Origin of the sequence: Halomonas sp. AOP13-D3-9 (assembly GCF_052379125.1) — a bacterium.
Taxonomy (GTDB): Bacteria; Pseudomonadota; Gammaproteobacteria; order Pseudomonadales; family Halomonadaceae; genus Vreelandella.
The window spans coordinates 24,952-44,596 of record NZ_JBQSYH010000017.1 but is presented as its reverse complement, the minus strand read 5'-3'; the positions used below and the strand labels follow the sequence as shown (position 1 = coordinate 44,596).

Annotated in this window: 17 protein-coding genes; 4 read left to right on the top strand and 13 right to left on the bottom strand. The window is 55.5% G+C overall.

Annotated features, from left to right (window positions below):
- Positions 1 to 85 precede the first annotated feature (85 nt).
- Both ACT3UM_RS18175 and ACT3UM_RS18170 read left to right on the top strand, forming a co-directional pair.
- Positions 86 to 1,036 (top strand): VOC family protein, encoded by a 951-nt coding sequence (locus ACT3UM_RS18175; RefSeq protein ID WP_498901132.1) that lies wholly within the window; start codon positions 86 to 88, stop codon positions 1,034 to 1,036.
- A 9-nt stretch (positions 1,037 to 1,045) separates the two neighbouring features.
- Complete coding sequence (locus ACT3UM_RS18170; protein ID WP_498901130.1) at positions 1,046 to 1,387, top strand: Rieske (2Fe-2S) protein; 342 nt, start codon at positions 1,046 to 1,048, stop codon at positions 1,385 to 1,387.
- Here ACT3UM_RS18170 and ACT3UM_RS18165 read toward each other — a convergent pair.
- Positions 1,384 to 1,512: a hypothetical protein gene (locus tag ACT3UM_RS18165; RefSeq protein ID WP_498901128.1), complete on the bottom strand. Its 129-nt coding sequence runs from the start codon at positions 1,510 to 1,512 to the stop codon at positions 1,384 to 1,386. The two genes, ACT3UM_RS18170 and ACT3UM_RS18165, sit on opposite strands and share 4 nt — an antisense overlap.
- Before the next feature lie 295 nt (positions 1,513 to 1,807).
- Here ACT3UM_RS18165 and ACT3UM_RS18160 point away from each other — a divergent pair, with 295 nt between their 5' ends.
- The gene (locus ACT3UM_RS18160) at positions 1,808 to 3,979 is read left to right on the top strand and encodes an esterase-like activity of phytase family protein (RefSeq protein ID WP_498901126.1); all 2,172 of its coding nucleotides are present in this window, start codon (positions 1,808 to 1,810) and stop codon (positions 3,977 to 3,979) included.
- Between the two features lie 168 nt (positions 3,980 to 4,147).
- Here the strand turns inward: ACT3UM_RS18160 and ACT3UM_RS18155 are convergent, their stop codons facing one another.
- The 9 genes from ACT3UM_RS18155 to ACT3UM_RS18115 form a co-directional block, all read right to left on the bottom strand.
- Positions 4,148 to 5,614: a carbon starvation CstA family protein gene (locus tag ACT3UM_RS18155; RefSeq protein ID WP_498901124.1), complete on the bottom strand. Its 1,467-nt coding sequence runs from the start codon at positions 5,612 to 5,614 to the stop codon at positions 4,148 to 4,150.
- Between the two features lie 188 nt (positions 5,615 to 5,802).
- Positions 5,803 to 6,354 (bottom strand): superoxide dismutase family protein, encoded by a 552-nt coding sequence (gene sodC / locus ACT3UM_RS18150; protein ID WP_035576599.1) that lies wholly within the window; start codon positions 6,352 to 6,354, stop codon positions 5,803 to 5,805.
- An 81-nt stretch (positions 6,355 to 6,435) separates the two neighbouring features.
- Positions 6,436 to 7,608, bottom strand: a complete 1,173-nt coding sequence (locus tag ACT3UM_RS18145) for a M20 family metallopeptidase (RefSeq protein WP_498901122.1) — start codon at positions 7,606 to 7,608, stop codon at positions 6,436 to 6,438.
- Positions 7,593 to 9,014 (bottom strand): M20 family metallopeptidase, encoded by a 1,422-nt coding sequence (locus tag ACT3UM_RS18140; RefSeq protein WP_498901120.1) that lies wholly within the window; start codon positions 9,012 to 9,014, stop codon positions 7,593 to 7,595. The genes ACT3UM_RS18145 and ACT3UM_RS18140 overlap by 16 nt, the downstream gene beginning before the upstream one ends.
- Positions 9,015 to 9,052: 38 nt before the next feature.
- Complete coding sequence (locus ACT3UM_RS18135) at positions 9,053 to 10,066, bottom strand: ABC transporter ATP-binding protein (protein WP_498901118.1); 1,014 nt, start codon at positions 10,064 to 10,066, stop codon at positions 9,053 to 9,055.
- The gene (locus tag ACT3UM_RS18130) at positions 10,063 to 11,112 is read right to left on the bottom strand and encodes an ABC transporter ATP-binding protein (RefSeq protein ID WP_498901116.1); all 1,050 of its coding nucleotides are present in this window, start codon (positions 11,110 to 11,112) and stop codon (positions 10,063 to 10,065) included. The genes ACT3UM_RS18135 and ACT3UM_RS18130 overlap by 4 nt, the downstream gene beginning before the upstream one ends.
- Positions 11,105 to 12,016, bottom strand: a complete 912-nt coding sequence (locus ACT3UM_RS18125; RefSeq protein WP_035576603.1) for an ABC transporter permease — start codon at positions 12,014 to 12,016, stop codon at positions 11,105 to 11,107. The genes ACT3UM_RS18130 and ACT3UM_RS18125 overlap by 8 nt, the downstream gene beginning before the upstream one ends.
- An 11-nt stretch (positions 12,017 to 12,027) precedes the next feature.
- Positions 12,028 to 12,945, bottom strand: a complete 918-nt coding sequence (locus tag ACT3UM_RS18120) for an ABC transporter permease (protein ID WP_009288365.1) — start codon at positions 12,943 to 12,945, stop codon at positions 12,028 to 12,030.
- A 75-nt stretch (positions 12,946 to 13,020) separates the two neighbouring features.
- The gene (locus ACT3UM_RS18115) at positions 13,021 to 14,553 is read right to left on the bottom strand and encodes an ABC transporter substrate-binding protein (RefSeq protein WP_498901113.1); all 1,533 of its coding nucleotides are present in this window, start codon (positions 14,551 to 14,553) and stop codon (positions 13,021 to 13,023) included.
- 182 nt (positions 14,554 to 14,735) lie between these two features.
- Here ACT3UM_RS18115 and ACT3UM_RS18110 point away from each other — a divergent pair, with 182 nt between their 5' ends.
- Complete coding sequence (locus ACT3UM_RS18110; RefSeq protein WP_498901111.1) at positions 14,736 to 15,719, top strand: LysR family transcriptional regulator; 984 nt, start codon at positions 14,736 to 14,738, stop codon at positions 15,717 to 15,719.
- A gap of 48 nt (positions 15,720 to 15,767) precedes the next feature.
- Here ACT3UM_RS18110 and ACT3UM_RS18105 read toward each other — a convergent pair whose 3' ends face one another.
- The 3 genes from ACT3UM_RS18105 to ACT3UM_RS18095 all read right to left on the bottom strand — a co-directional run bounded on the left by ACT3UM_RS18105 (position 15,768) and on the right by ACT3UM_RS18095 (position 19,436).
- Entirely contained in the window at positions 15,768 to 17,291 is a 1,524-nt protein-coding gene (locus ACT3UM_RS18105) for an ABC transporter substrate-binding protein (protein ID WP_498901109.1), read from the bottom strand.
- 161 nt (positions 17,292 to 17,452) lie between these two features.
- Positions 17,453 to 18,325: an alpha/beta fold hydrolase gene (locus ACT3UM_RS18100; protein ID WP_498901107.1), complete on the bottom strand. Its 873-nt coding sequence runs from the start codon at positions 18,323 to 18,325 to the stop codon at positions 17,453 to 17,455.
- The gene (locus tag ACT3UM_RS18095) at positions 18,318 to 19,436 is read right to left on the bottom strand and encodes a helix-turn-helix transcriptional regulator (protein WP_498901105.1); all 1,119 of its coding nucleotides are present in this window, start codon (positions 19,434 to 19,436) and stop codon (positions 18,318 to 18,320) included. Before ACT3UM_RS18095 ends, ACT3UM_RS18100 begins: the two co-directional genes overlap by 8 nt.
- Positions 19,437 to 19,645: the final 209 nt, after the last annotated feature.

Below are 19,645 nucleotides of genomic sequence, written 5' to 3'. Positions count from 1 at the left end.
TTAGCGAACTTTGTAGTGTAGGCAAACCGGGAAGTTGGATACCCCGACGACGCTCATAACATTACAATTTTTAGGCGAGACGACGATGAGAATTATTGGCCCTGATGAGGTGATTTTTGGCGTTCATGATATTGAAGCGTCCAAAACATTTTTGCTGGATTTTGGTTTGAAACAAACAGCCACAGCCGAAGACGTTGGATTACTGCGCTTTGAAGCGCTAGACGGTACGGCTATCTGCCTTCGGCATCACGATGATCCGGCATTGCCGCCGGCACTGCCGACCACCAATACACTCCGTCAAACGGTGTGGGGGGTAGAGAGTGAAGAAGCCCTGTTAGACATCTACACCGAACTGTCACGTGATCGCGCAGTAGAGCAAACAGCGGATGGCCGCTTAACATGTCAGGACGACGTGGGTTTTGAGATTGCCTTTCAGGTAACCACGCGAAAAGCCTTGGATATGCCGGCCGAACGAATCAATTCCCCAGGTGCCCAGCCAGGCCGTGAAACTAACGAAATAGGGGCGAGAGAGGATGCGCCTGCGCTTCCCCGTACACTTTCCCACGTGGTGTATTTCACTCCCGATATGGAGCGTATGCAGCGTTTCTACATTGAGCGGCTGGGGTTTATCACCACGGATCGTTTTACCAACACAGGCCCTTTCCTCCGTCCTCAGGCGAATCTAGACCATCATGTGCTGTTTCTCATTCAAACCCCAGAGTATATGCAGGGACTAGAGCACGTTGCGTTCCATATGCAAGGCCCTTCTGAGCTGATGCTAGCGGGGACACGTATGATAAATAAAGGTTATGAGAGCTTCTGGGGCCCTGGGAAACATAAATTCGGCTCCAACTGGTTCTGGTATTTTAACTCTCCAATGGGCGTCCACGTTGAGTACGACGCTGATATGGATCAGCACGATGACAGCTGGGAGGCCAGAGAGGCTATTTCCAACGCCGCTAACTCTCAGATCTTCCTGTTCCAAAGCACACCAAAATGGGCGCCGATGGGTGGGCCTCCTTCGGGTGCTAAGTGAAGAAACCAGATGAAGTGGATACACCTCTGTGCGCTAGATGATATTGCACCAGGCGAGTCACCCGGGTTTGACCCTTTAAATACGGGGCGAGACACTGTTTTTGTGCTTCGGTTGGATGATGATTTAGTCGTCGCGTATCAAAATGCTTGCCCACATGTTTCGGGGGCACGCATGGGCTGGAAAAAAGACAAATTTCTCAGTAGCAGCGGTGAGTATATTACTTGCTTCGCCCATAACGCTTTGTTTCGAAAAGAAGATGGTGAATGTGTCGCAGGGCCATGTCTTGGGCAGCGGCTAAGCAGCGTGGAGGTTGATGTACGGGGGCAGCAGGTTTATATACTGGACGCCTAGTAAGTGACGACAGTGACGTTCTTCGTAAATAGCCCGGTGCGGCGTAGCCGCTTACGTTGCAAAAAGTACACAGGAAAGGTTTGATCGCCATAGAACAGGCCTATCACCGCGGCCACCCAGATCATTGCGATAATGCCTTAGATGATTATTATGGCGTAGAAGATTTTCGCCCATGGGTTTCGTTTTGTGTGGTTCGCGATCAAGCGTCAACAGGCCCTTGTTAGAAAGCAGCCAGTCAGTACTCACTGACTGGCTTTGTTTATTCTACGACATCTCAAGCCTGATGGCGCTTTCGGCTCCCCCGCTCTTCGAATGTCATAAGCCTGACACGGTCATGCTGTTTGATAGTCCAGTTGATGCTGCACGTTTAATGACTTAATCAGATGTTTCTTCGGCTCAGGCAAGGAATCAACCTTCATTATGACATTCACACGCACACCCTCACTATTGGCGCTCGCTATTACCCTGGCCGCTTCACATTCGGTCAGCGCTGCGGATAAGCACTTTAATCGCATTGCCAGCTTCGCTATCCCCAGTAACATGGCGGAGGGCGAAGACCGTAGTCGCGAAACCTCGGCGGAAATTATCGCTGCCTCAGGCGATGGTATGACGCTGGTTTACTCGGACAGCCCGCTGGGCGTGATTGGGCGCATTGACATTAGCGACCCCGCTAATCCGCAGCCGCTGGGCAGTATTGATGTCGGTGGCGAGCCCACCGCGGTGACAGTGCTCGGCAATATCGCCTATGCCGGGGTGAATACCTCGGTCTCTTACAGCGAGCCTTCCGGGCAATTGCTCACCATCGATATCGAGAGCGGTGAAATACTGGCCTCCTGCCCCTTGAAAGGCCAGCCCGACAGTGTGGCGGCCTCAGCGGCGCCCGAGGGGCGTTTCGTCGCCGTCGCTATTGAGAACGAGCGCGATGAAGACGCCGGCGACGGCCGTGTGCCGCAGATGCCCGGCGGCTCTGTCGCCTTGGTGGAGATCAACGGTGCGGGAGAAGTTAACTGTAACAGTCTGCTCTACGCCGACGTGACCGGGCTTGCCGAGATCGCTCCTGAGGATCCCGAACCGGAGTTTACGGATATCAATGCCTTGGGTGAGATTGCAGTCACCCTGCAAGAGAATAACCACTTGGCGGTGATCGACGACAGCGGCAAAGTGGTGTCGCACTTCAGCGCCGGGTCGGTGGATCTGGACGGGATTGATGCCAGCGACGACGGTGCACTGATCTTTAACGAGCAGCAGACTCAGCGCCTGCGCGAGCCGGATGCGCTGCAGTGGATTGACAGCGATCACTTTGCCATTGCCAACGAGGGCGATATGGATGGTGGCTCCCGGGGCTGGAGTATCTTCCATAAAAGCGGCCGCTTAGTGTATGAGTCTGGGGCGGATTTCGAGCATGCCGTGATTGAGGTTGGCCACTACCCCGATAAGCGCTCGGATGCCAAGGGCAGTGAGCCGGAGGGGATGGAGTTTGCTGTTTTTGATGGCACGCCCTATGTATTCCTGCTCTCCGAGCGGGGTTCGCTGGTGGGTGTTTACGACGTCAGCAACCCTGCCGAACCGCAGCTCACCCAGTTACTTCCTTCAGGGCTTTCCCCGGAAGGCGCGGTGGCGATTCCCAGCCGCGGCCTGCTCGCTACCGCCAATGAGACGGATCTGGGCGAAGAGGGCGGCCCGCGCTCCCATGTCATGATCTACCAGTACCAGGATGCGCCAGCGGTCTACCCCACGCTGACCTCCGCGGGCGCCGATGAACTGATCGGCTGGGGGGCGCTGTCTGGCATGGTCGCCGCTGATGACGTGCTCTATGCAGTCAACGACAGCTTCTACAGCGCCCAGCCGCGCATTTTTACCATTGATCCCTCCACGTCACCCGCGCGGATTACCGCTGCGCTGGAGGTCACCCGTGAGGGTGAGCCTGCGCTGGGGCTTGATATGGAAGGCATCACTACCGATGGCGAAGGTGGTTTCTGGGTCGCTTCCGAGGGGAACGACAAAGGGCTTGCCAACACCCTCTATCATGTTGGCGCTGACGGCGAGATTGACCAGGGCATTGCGCTACCCGAGGTGCTCGCCCAGCAGGCACTCAAGTGGGGATTGGAGGGCGTTACCCGGATCGATCATCAGCTTTGGCTGGCGGTGCAGCGTCCCTGGAAGGATGACCCCGAAGGCATGGCTAAACTGCTGCGCTACGATCTCGACAGTGGCGAGTGGGACGCTGTTCACTACCCGCTGGAGCGTGTTGATGGGGGCTGGGTAGGCCTTTCTGAGATTACCGCCTACCAAGGCAACCTCTATCTGATTGAGCGCGACAACCGTATCGGCGCAGATGTCCAGGTCAAGCAAGTGACCCGGGTCGCTTTGGAAGGCCTGACGCCAGCGCCACTAGGCGGTGAGCTACCGGTGGTTGAGAAACACCTCGTGCGCGACCTGATTCCCGACTTGGCCAGCTATAACGGCTTTGTGGTGGACAAGATTGAAGGGATGGCCATCAATGAGCAGGGCCATGCCTGGCTGGTCAGCGACAACGACGGTGTTGACGATAGCAGTGGCGAGACCTACTTCTGGTCGATACCGCTGGAGTAGCCCCCTCCCTGTATTACTTACTCTATATTTCAGCAGCACGGAAGCCATAAACACGGTGAGTGGGAGAGAGGAGGCAGGATAAAAGAGTTGAGAGAAAAGCGTGGGCACGCATCAAACACAATTATGTGGTTGGTGCGTGCCCTTTTTGATGGCGTATGCAGCGTCTCGCTATTTAACTGCAAGCGCCTCACTGCTGCCTGTGAACTGGCTTGGAACCGGCTCATCCACCGCAAAAGTGGCGCGGCTGAGGCGGCGGACACGTTTCATAAATAGTGCAATGCAGATCAGTGTGCCCAGTGCCGCCACCACATAGCTTAGCTGCAGCGGCAGACCAAAACCGATCGGCGCGTAGGCTAAGTAGGTGAACGTTGCCATGGTCATAAAGGTGGCTGGGATCGAGGTAATCCAGTGAGGCTTACGCGACAGCACCAGGTACATGGTGCCTACCCACAGCGCGATCACGGCGGTGGTTTGGTTGGCCCAGGAGAAGTAGCGCCACAGCAGTGTGAAGTCCATATGCGTTAAGGCGTAGGAGACCACAAACAGTGGCAGGGCAACCATGACACGCTTCACAATCGGCTTCTGATCGATCTTGATGTAGTCGGCAATAATCATTCGCGCGCTGCGGAAAGCGGTATCGCCCGAGGTGATCGGCAGCACAATAACGCCGAGTACCGCCAGGGTGCCGCCGATCGCGCCCAGCATGGTGGTAGATACTTCGCTGACCACCGCGGCAGGGCCACCAGCAGCGAGTACATCAGAGAGTGACTGGTCGCCGTAGAACAGGCTCATGGCGGCGGCCGCCCAGATCATCGCGATAATGCCTTCGGTGATCATCATGCCGTAGAAGATTTTGCGCCCGTTGGTTTCGTTTTGCGTGGTGCGCGAAATAATCGGCGTTTGAGTGGCGTGAAAACCGGAAAGTGCGCCACAGGAGATGGTTAAAAACAGCAGCGGGAAGATTGGCGCGGCATCAGGGTGCATGTTCTGGAACGAGAGCTCGGGGATCGGAGCGCCGGTGACAACCAGGCCAATACCGATACCTGCAGCGCTGAACAGCAGCAGGGCGCCAAAGTAGGGGTAGATACGGCCAATGACCTTATCAATCGGCAGCAGCGTGGCGATCAGGTAGTAAATAAAAATGGCAACAATGATCAGCGTCAGCGACAGTGAGGTCATATTGGCCAGCAGCGCCGCGGGGGAGGTCACAAATACCGTGCCGACTAACAACAGCAGCAAGATCGCGAAGCCATTGACGACGTGCTTCATCGCTTTACCCAGAAACTTGCCGGCCAGCTGAGGTAAGTGTGCGCCGTGGTTGCGAATCGAGATCATACCGGTCAGGTAGTCGTGCACTGCACCGGCAAAGATGCAGCCAATCACAATCCACACAAACGCCACTGGCCCATACAGAGCGCCGAGAATCGGGCCAAAAATAGGGCCGACACCGGCAATGTTTAATAACTGAATGAGTGAATTGCGCGTAGTGTTCATCGGCACATAGTCGATGTTGTCGCGCATGCTGAAAGCGGGCGTCTGACGCTTGCGGTCAGTGACAAACACACGCTCAACGAATTTCCCATAGGTAAAGTAGCCCGCTATCAGCAGCAGGATCGATACGATAAAGGTGATCATCTAAGGTACCTAGCGCAGTGAGGGGATGGGCGAGCATGCCGTTGAGCATGCAAGCAGGCACTTCTTTAGCAGGGCTGAATGTACAGATAAGCGTTGTAAAATCACAGTTAGACTTTAGTGGGCGGTAAGCAAAAAAACGGGCAGCCTAGAGGCTGCCCGTTTCATCTGATCAAGGTGATCGCTGACGTTTAGGACTCCACGACTCCACAGGCCATGCGGGTACCACCACCGCCCAGGTGTGGCTCATCTGTGTAGGTGTCGCCGCCTTCGTGAATCATCAAGCTGCGGCCAGGCATATCTTCCATGCTCAAGCGCGGCGCCAAGACGGGGAGATTGGCTTCGCCATCTTCATTAACCGTTAGCACCGGTAGGTCGCCTAAATGACCTTCTCCATAGGGGCCTTGGTGAGTGCCGGTTTCCTCAGGGTCATAGTGTCCGCCAGCCGACAGGGCCGCGGTCATCTCGCCACTGTCATTCTCGGCGGGATCACAGCTGGCATTCTGGTGAACGTGAAAACCGTAGACCCCAGGCTCAAGGCCCGTCAACGAAGGTGTCAGCAGTAAGCCGTGATCCGTATGCTCAAGGGATACGGTACCGATTGATTCTTCATTACCCTCGGTGCTGACTTTATGCATCTCGACATCAAGCGTTTCATTGGCTTGTGCCGCTGAGGTGGCGAGCAGCAGCGAGGCGGCAATAGCGGTAAGCGGTGTTGAGAAACGTATAGTTGAATAGCGCATGTTGATCTCCTTCCGAATCCATGGAAACGCTGTAGCAGCGTTGCTTACTCAAGGTAGTTGGCTAGCAGTTACATTGCCAATTTAACGTGCCGAAGCAAAGGATACATCGTGCAAATTCAATAACGTAGCAGCGAGTGCCTGAGTGCGCGGCACCAGTGTGTCCAGCAAACAGTACTCTTCGTCAGTGTGCATTTTTGCGCCGACAGGGCCAAGACCGCACAGAGTGGGAATGCCCAGGCTGGCCGTCCAGCCCGCATCAGAACAACCGCCAGTGAATTCGCCGTCAACAGCAAACCCGATCGCCTTAGCCTGAACCTGATAAAGCTCAAACAGCGCGCTGCTCATACGCGCTTCGAGAGGATAAAATTCAGAGGTTTGTTCTATGGTCGCCAGAGTGCCGGGAACGTCGGGTTCCGCGATAATCGCCTCAATGGCTTTATACAGATGATCACGCTGGGCGGTGGTAACAAAACGAGTGTCCAACTGTGCCGACGCGAAAGGCGCGACGGTATTGCGTGACACGCCTCCGGTGATGGTGCCCACATTGGTGGTGATGCCTGCCTCATAGTCGGTTAACGCATGCAGCTTGATGATTTTTCGAGCGAGTGTTTCTATCGCGCTGGCGCCATCGGCATGGCTAACGCCCGAGTGGGCGGCCTTGCCAGTGACTTCGATTAAGAAACCTGCGCCCCCTTTGCGGCCCGTCACCACATTGCCGCTGACCCGCCCTGGCTCGACATTTAAGGCGACGCGTGCCCCCTGGGCAGCCGCTTCGATAAACGCCCGCCCATCCGGCGAGCCAATTTCCTCATCGGCGGTAAACAGGGCGCGAACGGGTAGGGGGCAGGTGGGCAGGCGGCTTAGCGCACGCATAACAAAGCAGTTCATCACCAGGCCGCTTTTCATATCGGCGACGCCAGGACCAAAGCCGATATTGTCTTGCTGGGTATAGCCTCGGCCCGCCACCGTGCCGGTGGGGAAAACCGTATCCCGGTGGCCCATGAGTAAGACATGGCCTTGACCCGTTTCCCCCAGATGAGCTTCCAAAATATCGCCTGAGTCAGGGCGCTGGTGGCGTATAACCATGATGCCATCCTGCTCAAGCCACTGAGTGATCAGGTCGGCAACCGCATCGGTACCCGCTTTGTCATAGCTGTTGGAGTCGATATTGACCAACGCCTCAAGGCAATCTTGCATCGCCTGCTGCTGGCCTTCCAGCCACGCGCAAACCTGTCGGGTTAGTTCGTCTTGCATAAGGTTTTCTCTCTCATGATGTCTGATCCTTGGTCACTCAAATCCCAGAATAGCCCCGCCATTAAGATCAGTGCCTCTGAAGCGATGCTCCCCAATAGGTGTTCGTCAGGCGCGTGCTGGGAGCAGGAGGGGTAGGAGTGTGGAACCCATAGCGTGGGTAAGCCCAGGGTTTCGGCAAACACATCGTTGGGTAACGAGCCGCCTAAGTTGGGTAGCAGCGTCGGCGTTTTATGGGTGGAGCGTTGCATAGAGGCCAACGCCCAGCCCACCCAGGGGTCTTCAGGATCGAGTCGTGTCGCCGCCATTTGCGACATGCGCGCAGCGCTTACCTCAATATCGTGATAGCCGTGTTGATCCAGGTGATGGCGTAAATGGACGAGAAAATTGTCCTGGTCGCTGCCCACCACATAACGCAGTTGGCAGTGGGCATAGGCCGTTGGCGGAATAGCATTGGCCGGGGCATCCGGGTTGCCCGCCTTCATGGCGAGCACTTCTAAGGTGTTCCAGCCAAACAGTCGTTCAGCGGGCGATAGTCCTGGCTCACCCCAGTCAGTGTCGATAGTGGGGGCATTGTCGCCGACGCCGACTTCCAATGCGGCGAGCGCTTTACGCACGGCTTCGGGTATTGGGTCAGGCCGTAGGCCTTGGATTTGAATAACGCCGTTGGCATCCACCAGTGTGGCAAGTGCATTGGCCAGACGCACCGCCGGGTTTTTTAATACGCCACCCCAGTTGCCCGAGTGGTGAGCGCCTTCACGGGCCTGGAGTTTAAGGTCGAAATTGAAGGAACCCCGTGAACCTAAAAACAGCGTGGGAGCGTCGGCATTCAAACGCGGCCCATCTGAGCCAATAAACACATCGGCGGCGAGGCGGTCACGGTAGCGGTGGCAGATCTCTTTTAAGCCAGGGGAGCCCGTCTCCTCGCCCATTTCCAGCACCAGCTTAACGTTATAGCCCAGGCGCCCATTGTTTGCTTTCAGCACGCAGCCCAGTGCGGCTAAATTGATGGTGTGCTGGCCTTTGTTATCCGCCGTGCCACGTCCGTACCAGCGATCCCCTTGCTGGGTGATTTTCCAGGGCGAAAGACCTTCAGCCCATTGGTCGTCATAGCCGCGGATGACATCGCCATGGCCGTAAGTTAATACGCTGAACGAGGCTTCTGGCTCAAGGCGTTCAGCAAGCAGAAACGGCCCAAACCCTTCAGCCGGGTTATCAACAATGTCCCAGCTAAAACCGAGCTGCTCAATATCCGGAATGATCTGTTCAGTAAGGTAGCGGTGAAGCTCTTCCTGTCTATTCGATTCCTGGCTTTCGCTGCGGATGGCAATGCGCGGGGCAAGCTGGTCATAAAAATCGCCGCTGTCAAAGTAAGCTTTGGCATGATCTAAGGCGTGTTGGCGCGTCATAGGCACTCCTTTTAACGTTAAATATTGATTAAATATGTTTAGGCAAGGTGGCAGGCGACACGCGCCTGGCTGCCCTTGCCAAAAGCTTGACCGGAAGGATGCTTCATAGCGCTCAACTTGGGTGTCTGCTCTGAGCATTGCGGTTGAGCGATTGGGCAGCGGGGGTGAAAAGCGCAGCCTGAGGGCGGCTGGGTGGGGTCGGGCTGACCTGCCCCCAGGCCTATGTCGGGCACGCCTAAACCTGGCTCCGGGGTCAACGCGGAAGCGAGTAGCGCTTGGGTATAGGGGTGGCGTGGTGAGGTGAAGATTTGCTCACGGGTACCCTCTTCGACAATCTGGCCTAGATACATGACCGCGAGCCGGTCCGCGAGATGTTCGACCACGGCGAGGTCGTGGCTAATAAACAGGTAGGTAAGGCCAAACTCATCTTTAAGGTCGAGCAGTAGATTGAGGATCTGCGCCTGGATCGATACATCCAGCGCGGAAGTGGGTTCGTCACAAATCACCAGATCAGGGCGCATAATCAGCGCTCTGGCAATCGCCACTCGCTGGCGCTGACCCCCTGACATTTGCCCGGGGTATTGCTGGGCGGCGCGTTTGGGTAGGCCGACCAGGTCAAGCATCTGATCGACCTTCGCTGCCTGTTCACGGGGCGTGCCTAGCGCATGAATACGTAGCGGTAGACCAACGATCTGAGCAATCCGCTGGCGTGGGTTAAGCGACGAGTAAGGGTCTTGGAAGATCGGCTGTATATGCCGGGCCAGTGCCTTTTGGTTAGCGTTAACAATCGCTTTGCCATTGATCAGCACATCGCCCGAACTAGGGGGTGTCAGCCCCAGCAGCATCTTGGCCAAGGTGCTCTTGCCACAGCCCGATTCGCCCACCAGCCCCATCACCTGGCCGCGGGGAACGCGTAGCGATACCTCATTAACGGCTTTTAAGGTTTGCGGCTTATGTAGCATGCCACCGCCCAGTTTGAACGTTTTAGACAGCGCGCAGAGTTCCAGGGCAAGAGGATCCATACCGTTTGCAGGAGAGGGGGTGCTTGTCATGACGTTACCTCCTGATCGTTTAGTGGCGCTGGGCTGGCTAGCTGATGGGCAAAGTGGCAGCGTGAAAAGTGCTCGCCTGCCACTGCCTGTAAGGGGGGCGTGGTCTGGCACCGCTCATCCGCTTGATCGCAGCGATTGCAAAAGGCGCAGCCCTCGATCTTGCCTACCAAGCTGGGCACTACGCCTGGGATCGCCTGCAAACGACTGCCTGGCAGTGTCTTGCCGGGCGTCGGTATGCAGCGCAACAAACCTTGGGTATAGGGATGGCTGGGGGCTTTAAAGAGCGCCTGTGCAGAGGCGGTTTCAATCACTTCGCCGGCATACATCACGGCGACCCGGTCGGCAATACGCGCAACGACACCCAAGTCGTGGGTGATGAAAATGATCGCCGTGCCAAACTCCTGCTGTAAGTCGCGTAGCAGGTGCAGAATTTGCGCCTGAATCGTCACATCTAATGCCGTGGTGGGTTCATCGGCGATGATCAAATCGGGCTCACACATGAGTGCCATGGCGATCATCACCCGCTGGCGCAACCCGCCCGAAAGCTGGTGGGGATATTGGCGCATGCGCTCTTCTGCAGCGCTAATGCCGACTCGTTCAAGCAAATAGAGGGCGCGGTCATGGGCCGCTTTACGTGACACCCGCTGATGACGGAGCAGGGCTTCGCAGAGCTGATTGCCCAAGGTGTAGGCGGGGTTGAGTGCGGTCATGGGTTCCTGAAAAATCATCGCCATGCGTGCACCGCGTAAATTGCTGCGTTCGCGCTCAGAAACCGTGAGCAGATTGACACCGTCAAAGTTGAGGCAATCGGCGTTTATCTGCGCCTTGCCCGGTAGCAGGCCCATTAATGCCAGTGAGGTCATGGATTTACCACAGCCTGACTCACCTACAAGACAGAGCATTTCTCCACGCTCAACGTGAAAGTCGATACCCCGTACCGCGTGAAGGGTGCCCTTTGCCACGGGCAAGTCGACGCGCAGCTGTTTAACCGTCAGTAGAGGCGAGGTGGGCTCAGTAGAACGCTCAGCGGTTGATAGATTACTCATTGCGGCCTCCCGGTGCGCTGAGATCGCGCAGTCCATCACCCAGCAAGTTAATCGCCAGCACTAACATAAACAGCGCGCCGCCGGGGATCGTAATCACCCAGGGCTGAAAGAACATATAGGTTTTGCCTTCGGCGATCATTAGCCCCCAGGAGGGCGAGGGTGGCTGCACACCCATACCTAGAAATGACAGCGTTGCTTCGAGCAAAATGGCGTTGGCGACCTCAAGGGTGGCGACGACAATCAAGGCGCCTGCAATGTTAGGAAGCACTTCGCGTAACAGAATGTAGGGCAGAGGGCATCCCAACGCCTGGGCGGCTTGCACATACTCGGCATCGCGCAACTGCTGGGTGGCCGAGCGGGCGACGACTGCGAAACGATCCCATAGCAGCAGCCCTAGCAGTAGCGTAACGGTTAGCATTGATCCGCCGATCAGCGAGGCCATGGCCAGCGCCACTAATACCACGGGCATGGCCAGGCGGGTGGTCAGCAGGTAACTCACCACCGCATCAACGCGACCACCAAAGTAGCCCGCCAAGACCCCCAGAGTGGTACCAATCAGGCCGGAAATCAGCGCGACCACCAACCCAATAAACAGCGAAATTCGCGCGCCAAAGATAAGGCGGCTCAGGTAGTCGCGGCCAAGGCGGTCGGTACCTAAGGGGTGCGTCCAGCTACCGGTGTCGTGCCAAAAAGGCGGCACCATGCGATTAGCGGTGTCCTGTAAGTAGGGATCATGGGGAGCCAGCCACGGTGCTAGAAGCGCCACAATCCCCAACGAGGCAATGATTAAGAGGCCGATGGCCAGGCTGCGATTATTGAGCGTGCTGCGCCATAGACGCGTCTGCCAAGCAGGAGGTAATTGGCTTTGTAGCGCGGTAGCCGATGGGGTAAGAGAGTCTGTCATGGTGTTCTCCGTTAGCGCGCGCGCAGGCGTGGGTCGAGGGCTGCGTTGAGAATGTCGGCCAGCAGCGTCAACACGATATAGAACAGCGCAATGATCAGTACGATGGCCTGAACGACCGGATAGTCATTGCGTGAAATAGCGTTCCACGCCAACTGCCCCAGCCCGCGTAGTGAAAACACGGTTTCGATAACCACTGACCCGCCGAGCATAAACCCGAGCTCCACGGCGGCCAGCGCGACCACCGGAATCACCGCATTGCGCAAGGCGTGTTTGAAGATAACCGTGCCGGTGCGCAGCCCTTTGGCCCGTGCGGTGCGAATGTAATCGGCCTCTAGCACCTCCAGCATGCCGCTGCGGGTCAGGCGCATCATGGCGGGGGTGGCGTAATAGCCCAGTGCAACGGCCGGTAGCACAAAGCCTTGCCAGCTATCGCTACCTGCGGCTGGAAACCACTGCAGCTTGACAGCAAACACGATGATCAGCGTTAAGCCAAACCAGAAGTTGGGCATTGCCTGGCCGGTGACCGCAATCGCCATGGCCATACGGTCTATCCAGCTGCCACGTTTGAGCGCGGCGACCACACCGAGGGGAATAGACACGCCCAGCGCAATCGCCAAGGCCAATATTCCTAGGGTCATCGTCACCGGTAGTCGCTCAACGACTAGATCCATTACCTCGCTTTGGTAGTAATATGAACGCCCAAAGTCGAGCTGCACGGCTCCCCACAGCCAAGTGGTAAATTGCTGAATCACCGGGCGGTCCAGGCCGTAATCAACGCGGATTTGTTCTACCTGTTCGGCGGTGGCCTCGGGGCCGCCAATGGAGAGCGCCAAGTCACCCGAGAGCTGCAGCAGACTAAAGCAGAGAACCGAAATAGTCAGAGCGACGCTAAGCGCTATTAGCGTGCGCTTGAAAACAAATGCCCACATAAAGCATCACCCCTTCGCCGTAGAAGGCTAGCCGTGGGAAGCGCCACGGCTGCCGATAGTTCAAACATCACGCCGTTACTTCCAGCTTGCCTCGTAAAAGCGCGGTAGTTCGTCAGGGTAAGCAGTGAACTCAAGATCAGCGGTGTGGGCGTAATAGGTGGAGTAGGAGAATAGCGGCGCCCAGTACGCTTGCTCGGAGATGCGGGCGAACGCTTTTTGGTAGTGCTCTAAGCGCACATCAGGATCTACCGAGGTGTCGGCGACCTGCAGCCACTCCTGCACCTGGGTGTCCTGCCAGAGATCGTCAATGCCGCCTGTGAAGTAGACGCTGACGAACGCCGAGACATCGTTAATCGAGAAGGAGCCCCAGGCTTTGAACGACATATCGGTTTGACCGTTGCGCTGGAGCTCCAACAGCGCGGGGGAGGTCATAAAACGCAGGTTGGCATTGATACCTACGGCGCGTAGATCGCCAATCATTGCTTCGGCGTAATCCCGTTCACGGTAGGCATGCAGGTCAACGTCAAAGCCGTCGGGGTAACCCGCCTCAGCGAGTAGTTCACGGGCTTTTTCAGGGTCGTACTCATACTCAATAACGTCTTGCGTTTCACAGCCAAACTGCGTCGGGAAGCAGGGGGCGTAGAGGGGCTGGCTGCCGCCGCGCACTAGGTCGTTAGCGAGCCCTTCCCGGTTCATCGCATGATTGATGGCTTGGCGCACGCGAAGGTCATTTAGCGGTGAATCTTCCCGTGTTGCGGCATCCAGCCCGATATAACCCACCCGCATGGTTTCGCCACCAAGCACGCTAAGCTGCGGCATACCGCTTAACGACTCGGCTTGATCAGCCGGTACACGCCAAATCCAATCGACTTGCCCTGACATTAATTGCGCCATACGTGAGTCCGCATCGGCAATGGCCTTGAACTCGATATTACCGATCTCGGGTTGTCCAATGGGGCTGTCGGCAAAGTAATTGTCAAAGCGCGTCAGGCTGACGCCATCCCCAGGGCGGACGTTGGTAATTCGGTAAGGGCCGGTGCCTACGGGCTCGCGGCTAAAGCCCTCAATACCGACTTCCTGGAAATACTCATCGGGGTAAATTGGCATTGGGCCGGAAAGGTACTCAAGGGCTGCGGGGAAAGGCTCTTTGAGGTGGATGCGCACCTGATAGTCATCCAGTTTCTCGACGCTTTCTATCCAGTCAACATTCTGGCGTGTCACCACCCGTGACTCGGGTGATACCGCATAGTTGAAGGTGAAGACCACATCGTCGGCGTCGAAGGCCTCGCCGTTGTGAAAGGTCACGCCCTCGCGAAGTACAAGATCCAAGGTCGAGTCATCGACCCACTCCCACTCGGTCGCCAAGCGCGGCTCATACTCGTTGGTTTCAGGGTTGCGATAGATCAGCGTGTCCCAAGCCAAATGAGCAAGAATCACCCCTTCGCGCAGGTTGTTGTGGTAGGGGCTAACATTCTCGGGTTCGCTGTCAGAGGCATAGACCAGGGTGTCGTTGGCCTTGCCCGCCATGGCCGACGTCGCACAGCCGAGTAAGGTGATGGAAGTTGCCCAAGCGGAAACAGCCCGAGCGAGTTTGCGTTGTGGATGCATGTCATACCTCGTTATTTTTTACTGAGAAAGGTTATGAGCGTTTGGCGTACCAGCGGGCTTTAATGTTGTTAAATGGTTTGCCCACTGAGTTAAAACTAAGCTATTGATTAGTCATGCCGCCAGTGCAATGTTTAGAATTTATCATTGCCGTTTCGGCAATGTTTGTGACGAAGGGAGTCTTTATGAATCCACGCGTGCTACAAGAAACGGCGTTACGCTATTTTTTAGAAGTGGTTCGCTGCGGCTCCATCAGTGAGGCCTCGGGGAAGCTAAATGTGGCGCCTTCGGCGATCAGTCGGCAGATTGCCCGGCTGGAGAGCGAGTTAGATACGCTGCTGTTTGAACGCCGTGCGCGCGGCATGGTGCCGAGTGCCGCAGGCGAACTGCTGGCGGTACATGCTCGGCATATGCAGCTTGAAGCTGACCGGGTAGGCAGTGAAATGCTGGCACTGCGTGGGTTGCAGCGAGGAAAAGTTCGTCTAGCGAGTTCAGAAGGCTTTGCGGTGGATTTTTTGCCTGCCGCCATTGCCGCCTTTCGCAAGCGTTACAGCGGTATTAACTTCCACTTAATGGTGGGCTCGCCTTCGGAAGCTACCCGCCATGTCAGAGAGGGCGAGGCCGATATAGGCATTACCTTTAGCCTCAAGCCTGAGGCGGATATAAATGTCGCCCTGAGGCAGCCCGCGCCGATTATGGCGCTGGTCTCCCCAGACCATGAGTTGGCCGCCAAAAAGCAGATATCGCTGGCGCAACTTCAGCGCTACCCGTTGGCGCTACCTTCACCTGAAACGACGTTGCGTCAGCTGTTTGATATTTGTTGTAGCCGTCAAAACCTAGCGTTTGAATCCATTTTTAGCAGCGACTATACCGAAGCGCTGATTAATTTCGCCATGCTGGGGGGTGGAGTGGCGCTTGCCGGTGAGATTTCCGTTCGTTACCGCATTCAGCAACAGCGTGTGGTCGCGATTCCTATCCGCGATCAGGGCATGGACTCGCGCTTTATCGAAGTCCAGACCCTGGCTAAACGCACCTTGCCGAGCGCAACCCAGGCGTTTTTAGCGTTTATCAAAGAGCATATTCCAACGGGGCAATTGCCGCTTTCGCCTAAACCGCCAATGCCCACTGCCGATCACCTACCTTCGCAATCAGCGCCGGGTCGTGGCTGACCAGCATCACCGGGCAGGCTTGTTTTCGGGCCTATTCGATCAGCCGGCTCATTCCGCCCACTCCATCTGATCAATGCGGTAACTGCGCTCTAGCGGATCGATGCTAAAGCCTTCAACCTTATCGCTAACGGCGGCCGTTTGCTGATACCAAGCCACCGGGATCAGCGGCATCTGTTGATGTAACCGCTCCGCCACTAACGGTGCCAAGTCGTTGAATTCCTGCTGATCGGTGGATTGACGCAGGGTGTCCAGCCACTTAGCCACCTCGTCATCGTTCCAATTCATGGTACCCCAGTCACCGCCCATGTTGTCTGGGTCGCTACCCATATCATCGAGTAATGTAACGAGTGGATTGGGCACCAAACCGTAATTTCGGCCCATTAGCCCCACCTCTAAACTGCCATCACGGTGGCTTGAAGCGATCGCGTTGGCATGGCCTACGGTAATTCCAAGCTCAACCCCCAGTTCATGCCACTGGCGCTGTAGGGCATTCGCCACCAGCGGTAGCTCGGGGCGGTCAGCTAAGGTGAGCAGGGTCAGCTTAAACGGCTGACCATTGCGTGCCAGCAGGCCATCTGCCCCCTTCTCCCAGCCCAGTTCGACCAGTAGCGCTCGCGCTTTTTCAATATCGTGGCCGCTGGAAGGATCAAGGCCAATATGCCAAGCACCTAGACTCGCGGGAAATAATTCTGCCGCTGCTGCCTGTGGTGTGCGTAGCAAATCGGTGGCAATGTCTGCTCGATCAATAGCCAAGCTAAGGGCTTGGCGGGCGCGTTTATCCTCAAGGAACGGGTGGCCTGCATTGAGCTTGAGCATGATGGTGCGTGGCAGTGGCTCGCTGTATATGGAGAGGTTGTCGTTGCGTTTTAGGCGCGCTTGGCTGGCGAGGTCAAGGGTGAAAACGATATCCGCATCGCCGCTTTCCGCCATCAGCGCGCGGGTTTCACCACGGCTCACCGCTAAATAGCTAGCGGCTTCTATGTCAGGGGCGCCGCCCCAGTAATCGTCAAAGCGAGTCACTGTCATACGCTGAGGCGGGCTCAACTCTTCGACCTGATAGGGCCCGCTGCCGATCATCTGAGTGACGTCGTCATTCTCGGCATAGGCGGCTTCGGCGAGAATCAGCGTTGTCGAGTGCGCCAATAGCGCGGGTAGGGGCGCAAAGGCGCTTTCCAGCCTGATGACGACGTCATCACCATCGACTTCGACGCTGGCAATAGGCGCTGTATCCAGTATGCCGGGTTTGGCAATGGCGGCTTCTAAACTGTTGACTACCGCCTTGGCGGTTACGGTTGAGCCATCATGAAAGTGAGCGTGATCGCGCAAGGTAAAGCGCCATTCAAGGCCGACGTCAGAGACTTCCCAACTGCTTGCCAGGCCCGGCGCTAATCGGCCCTGGTTGTCGGTATCCACCAGCGTTTCGGCCACTCGCATACGGCTAAAGACATACCCTGATGTGGTCGGGTCAACGCCATCAATTTCCCAGGGCGCAACGATATCCAGGCTGCTTTCCACTGCCCAGGTATCAAATGACATTAAAATAGCCAGCCACGCAGCAGCAAATCTTTTCATTAGATGCCTCTTAACAATTGGTTTTGTTATCTTAAGCGCATCGAGGTGGTTGATGAGAAGCATTACTCAATTGCATTGATGACATCTCGCTGCCCAGCCGCTAAGACATTTTAAGGCCTGTCGATGTGTTATAGCGAACCTCACTGAAGTATCTAGCTGCTCTAATTGTGCAAGTTTCTGAGCTCGAAGACGTTAAGCAACGTGTCGAAATGACCTGAGTGAGGCAGTACAGTCAGGGTAGCATCAGGGATAGCCGATGCCAGTGCTTGGCCATGGGCAAGATGAACTAACTCATCGTGTTTACCGTGAAAAATCTCTACAGGTGTCGCCAATTTTTCTAAGTTAAATGGCCAATTCTGTATCATCAATTGCGTATCCCTAACCATACTGTCAGCCGCTATTATGGCGCCTTGTTGTGTTGCGGCTATCAGATTTTTTTGGAATGCTGTATATGCCCTTGTAGTGTTCAGGATCCGTTGCTCCCCGTCGCTTAGAGAGTTCATCAAAGTGGCAGCTAGTAGTTCGCTGTTGGTCGTTAATGTTGCCAGCCGGGAGGCTAAATCGTGCGGGGCCACTAGTGCGTCACGCCATACTTCAGCAGTAAGTTCTCCCGCGTGCTTGAAAGACGAGTTATGCAGCGGTACACAAGGTGTTCCCACTAGGATCAGTTCTTTAATCCTGTTTTTAAGGGCTAGCGCAGCGGCCATAGCAAACACTCCGCCGCCTGAAAAGCCTAAGAGAGAGAGTTCCTTAATCTGTAGATGATCCGCTAAGGCCCAGATGTCATCGCTATGCTCGGCCAAACTGTAGCGCTGCAGCGGTGTGGAACCACCATACCCTGGACGATCAATGGCAATTAGCCGAACTTCCCCAGCCTGACCTGCCTCTGAGGCCATGAATACTTCGTTGCTGGAACCAGGAATGCCGTGACAGTAAAACCAAACCGGTGCATCTATGGGGCCAGCGTCCACGACGTTCAATAAACGGCTATCTTGCCTCGGAAGACGATGAGTTCTCACTTTATTGTCATTCATAATGATGAACCATCCCTACGCTGAGCAGTAGCTTCCTGATGAGTTCAGCCTGGCGAGTAACCTCTGTTTTTTGCATGATTGACTTTAATTGCGAGCGAGTGGTGTGTGTCGTTACATGCAGGCAGGCGCTCGCCTCAGTCAAGTCCAGGCCGCGCATTAAAAGATCAATCAGTCGCAACTCTGCCCCTGTCAATGCGTAAAGGTGCTTAAGACGTGTATGGTCAAGAGGAGTAACCCTTTGCGGGTCAAGTAAAAAGGCAATAATGGTCGTCGAGTGGCTCACATTCAAAAAAGGGGACAGAGCTTCTCGGTTACAAAACAGTACCAGCGATGCGCCTGGGGTGCTTAAACGAATGCTTTCGCACTGGCTCTCGCCTTTTTTTAGCTTGTGTGCTGCCTGATTAAGTGCCGCACTGGCTTTACTCTGCTTGATAGTTAAATAGTTATTACGCTGGTGTAGCCCGAAACTGTGCGTAGTAAGCGCCTCTTCAGCAACGCGATTTAACCATTGGCAGCGGAGTTCTGAGTCTAACATCCAGACCCCAAAGGGGAGGGTGTTAAAAGCATTTCGCGCTTGCGCTAATGCTACCTGCACCTGACTGGTAAGCCTTGTTAGCTGAACAACACGGCGTAAATGCCCGTTCAAATCTTCTAGTCGATGTTTCTCCAGCTGGGTGAACGCACCCTGGTTGCGCGGTCGATGTATACCAATATGCATAGCAGATGAATCATTGCGCTCAAACTGGGAGCCTATGGCGTAAAAGTTACCATTGGGTCGAAAAAATAATTGGTAATGGTCGCTGCGCTCAAAAGCGGGGTCAGAAATAATCTCGGTGCTGGTATGTACTTTTCCTAATGGGCCGTTAGCCAGAGGGATGCGGAACGGGTCAAATACGACGGCCTCTCGATTGTAATCAAGTCCTTGATCCAAGCCAGCGGTGAAGGATTGATAGACAACAGGGTTATCGCGATCGGTGATGCGCAGCGTGGCGGAAGGAGAGTTAAAGTGCCTGGCAAGATGCTCTAGGAAGAGGTTCCAGCCTTGAGGACAAGTGACGTTGTCGTAGAGCGCATGCAGTAGAGTCGATGTGGTTTTTTCTTTGCTATACACGACCTACCTCCTGCCGTAATAAATACAAAATATACCTCACTTTTAACGTTGAACCCAATCAACGATTGAAGCTCTGATGGAACTTTGTTTTCCCCCACAGTGATAGTGGTGAGCTATGAGGGAGTTTTTGAAATGTTTCACCCATTTGAGTGATTTTTACACGAGGGGAGCGTGCTTTACTTCAGTTTAGCTAGGGTCGATTTTAAGTG

What these genes read in the sequence shown, in the direction of transcription:
- ACT3UM_RS18105 (WP_498901109.1), bottom strand. Translation starts at nt 17,291, where the DNA reads ATGAAAAGATTTGCTGCTGCGTGGCTGGCTATTTTAATGTCATTTGAT.
- ACT3UM_RS18120 (WP_009288365.1), bottom strand. Translation starts at nt 12,945, where the DNA reads ATGTGGGCATTTGTTTTCAAGCGCACGCTAATAGCGCTTAGCGTCGCT.
- ACT3UM_RS18135 (WP_498901118.1), bottom strand. Translation starts at nt 10,066, where the DNA reads ATGACAAGCACCCCCTCTCCTGCAAACGGTATGGATCCTCTTGCCCTG.
- ACT3UM_RS18115 (WP_498901113.1), bottom strand. Translation starts at nt 14,553, where the DNA reads ATGCATCCACAACGCAAACTCGCTCGGGCTGTTTCCGCTTGGGCAACT.
- ACT3UM_RS18145 (WP_498901122.1), bottom strand. Translation starts at nt 7,608, where the DNA reads ATGCAAGACGAACTAACCCGACAGGTTTGCGCGTGGCTGGAAGGCCAG.
- ACT3UM_RS18140 (WP_498901120.1), bottom strand. Translation starts at nt 9,014, where the DNA reads ATGACGCGCCAACACGCCTTAGATCATGCCAAAGCTTACTTTGACAGC.
- ACT3UM_RS18125 (WP_035576603.1), bottom strand. Translation starts at nt 12,016, where the DNA reads ATGACAGACTCTCTTACCCCATCGGCTACCGCGCTACAAAGCCAATTA.
- sodC (WP_035576599.1), bottom strand. Translation starts at nt 6,354, where the DNA reads ATGCGCTATTCAACTATACGTTTCTCAACACCGCTTACCGCTATTGCC.
- ACT3UM_RS18175 (WP_498901132.1), top strand. Translation starts at nt 86, where the DNA reads ATGAGAATTATTGGCCCTGATGAGGTGATTTTTGGCGTTCATGATATT.
- ACT3UM_RS18155 (WP_498901124.1), bottom strand. Translation starts at nt 5,614, where the DNA reads ATGATCACCTTTATCGTATCGATCCTGCTGCTGATAGCGGGCTACTTT.
- ACT3UM_RS18110 (WP_498901111.1), top strand. Translation starts at nt 14,736, where the DNA reads ATGAATCCACGCGTGCTACAAGAAACGGCGTTACGCTATTTTTTAGAA.
- ACT3UM_RS18100 (WP_498901107.1), bottom strand. Translation starts at nt 18,325, where the DNA reads ATGAATGACAATAAAGTGAGAACTCATCGTCTTCCGAGGCAAGATAGC.
- ACT3UM_RS18130 (WP_498901116.1), bottom strand. Translation starts at nt 11,112, where the DNA reads ATGAGTAATCTATCAACCGCTGAGCGTTCTACTGAGCCCACCTCGCCT.
- ACT3UM_RS18170 (WP_498901130.1), top strand. Translation starts at nt 1,046, where the DNA reads ATGAAGTGGATACACCTCTGTGCGCTAGATGATATTGCACCAGGCGAG.
- ACT3UM_RS18160 (WP_498901126.1), top strand. Translation starts at nt 1,808, where the DNA reads ATGACATTCACACGCACACCCTCACTATTGGCGCTCGCTATTACCCTG.
- ACT3UM_RS18165 (WP_498901128.1), bottom strand. Translation starts at nt 1,512, where the DNA reads ATGATCTGGGTGGCCGCGGTGATAGGCCTGTTCTATGGCGATCAAACC.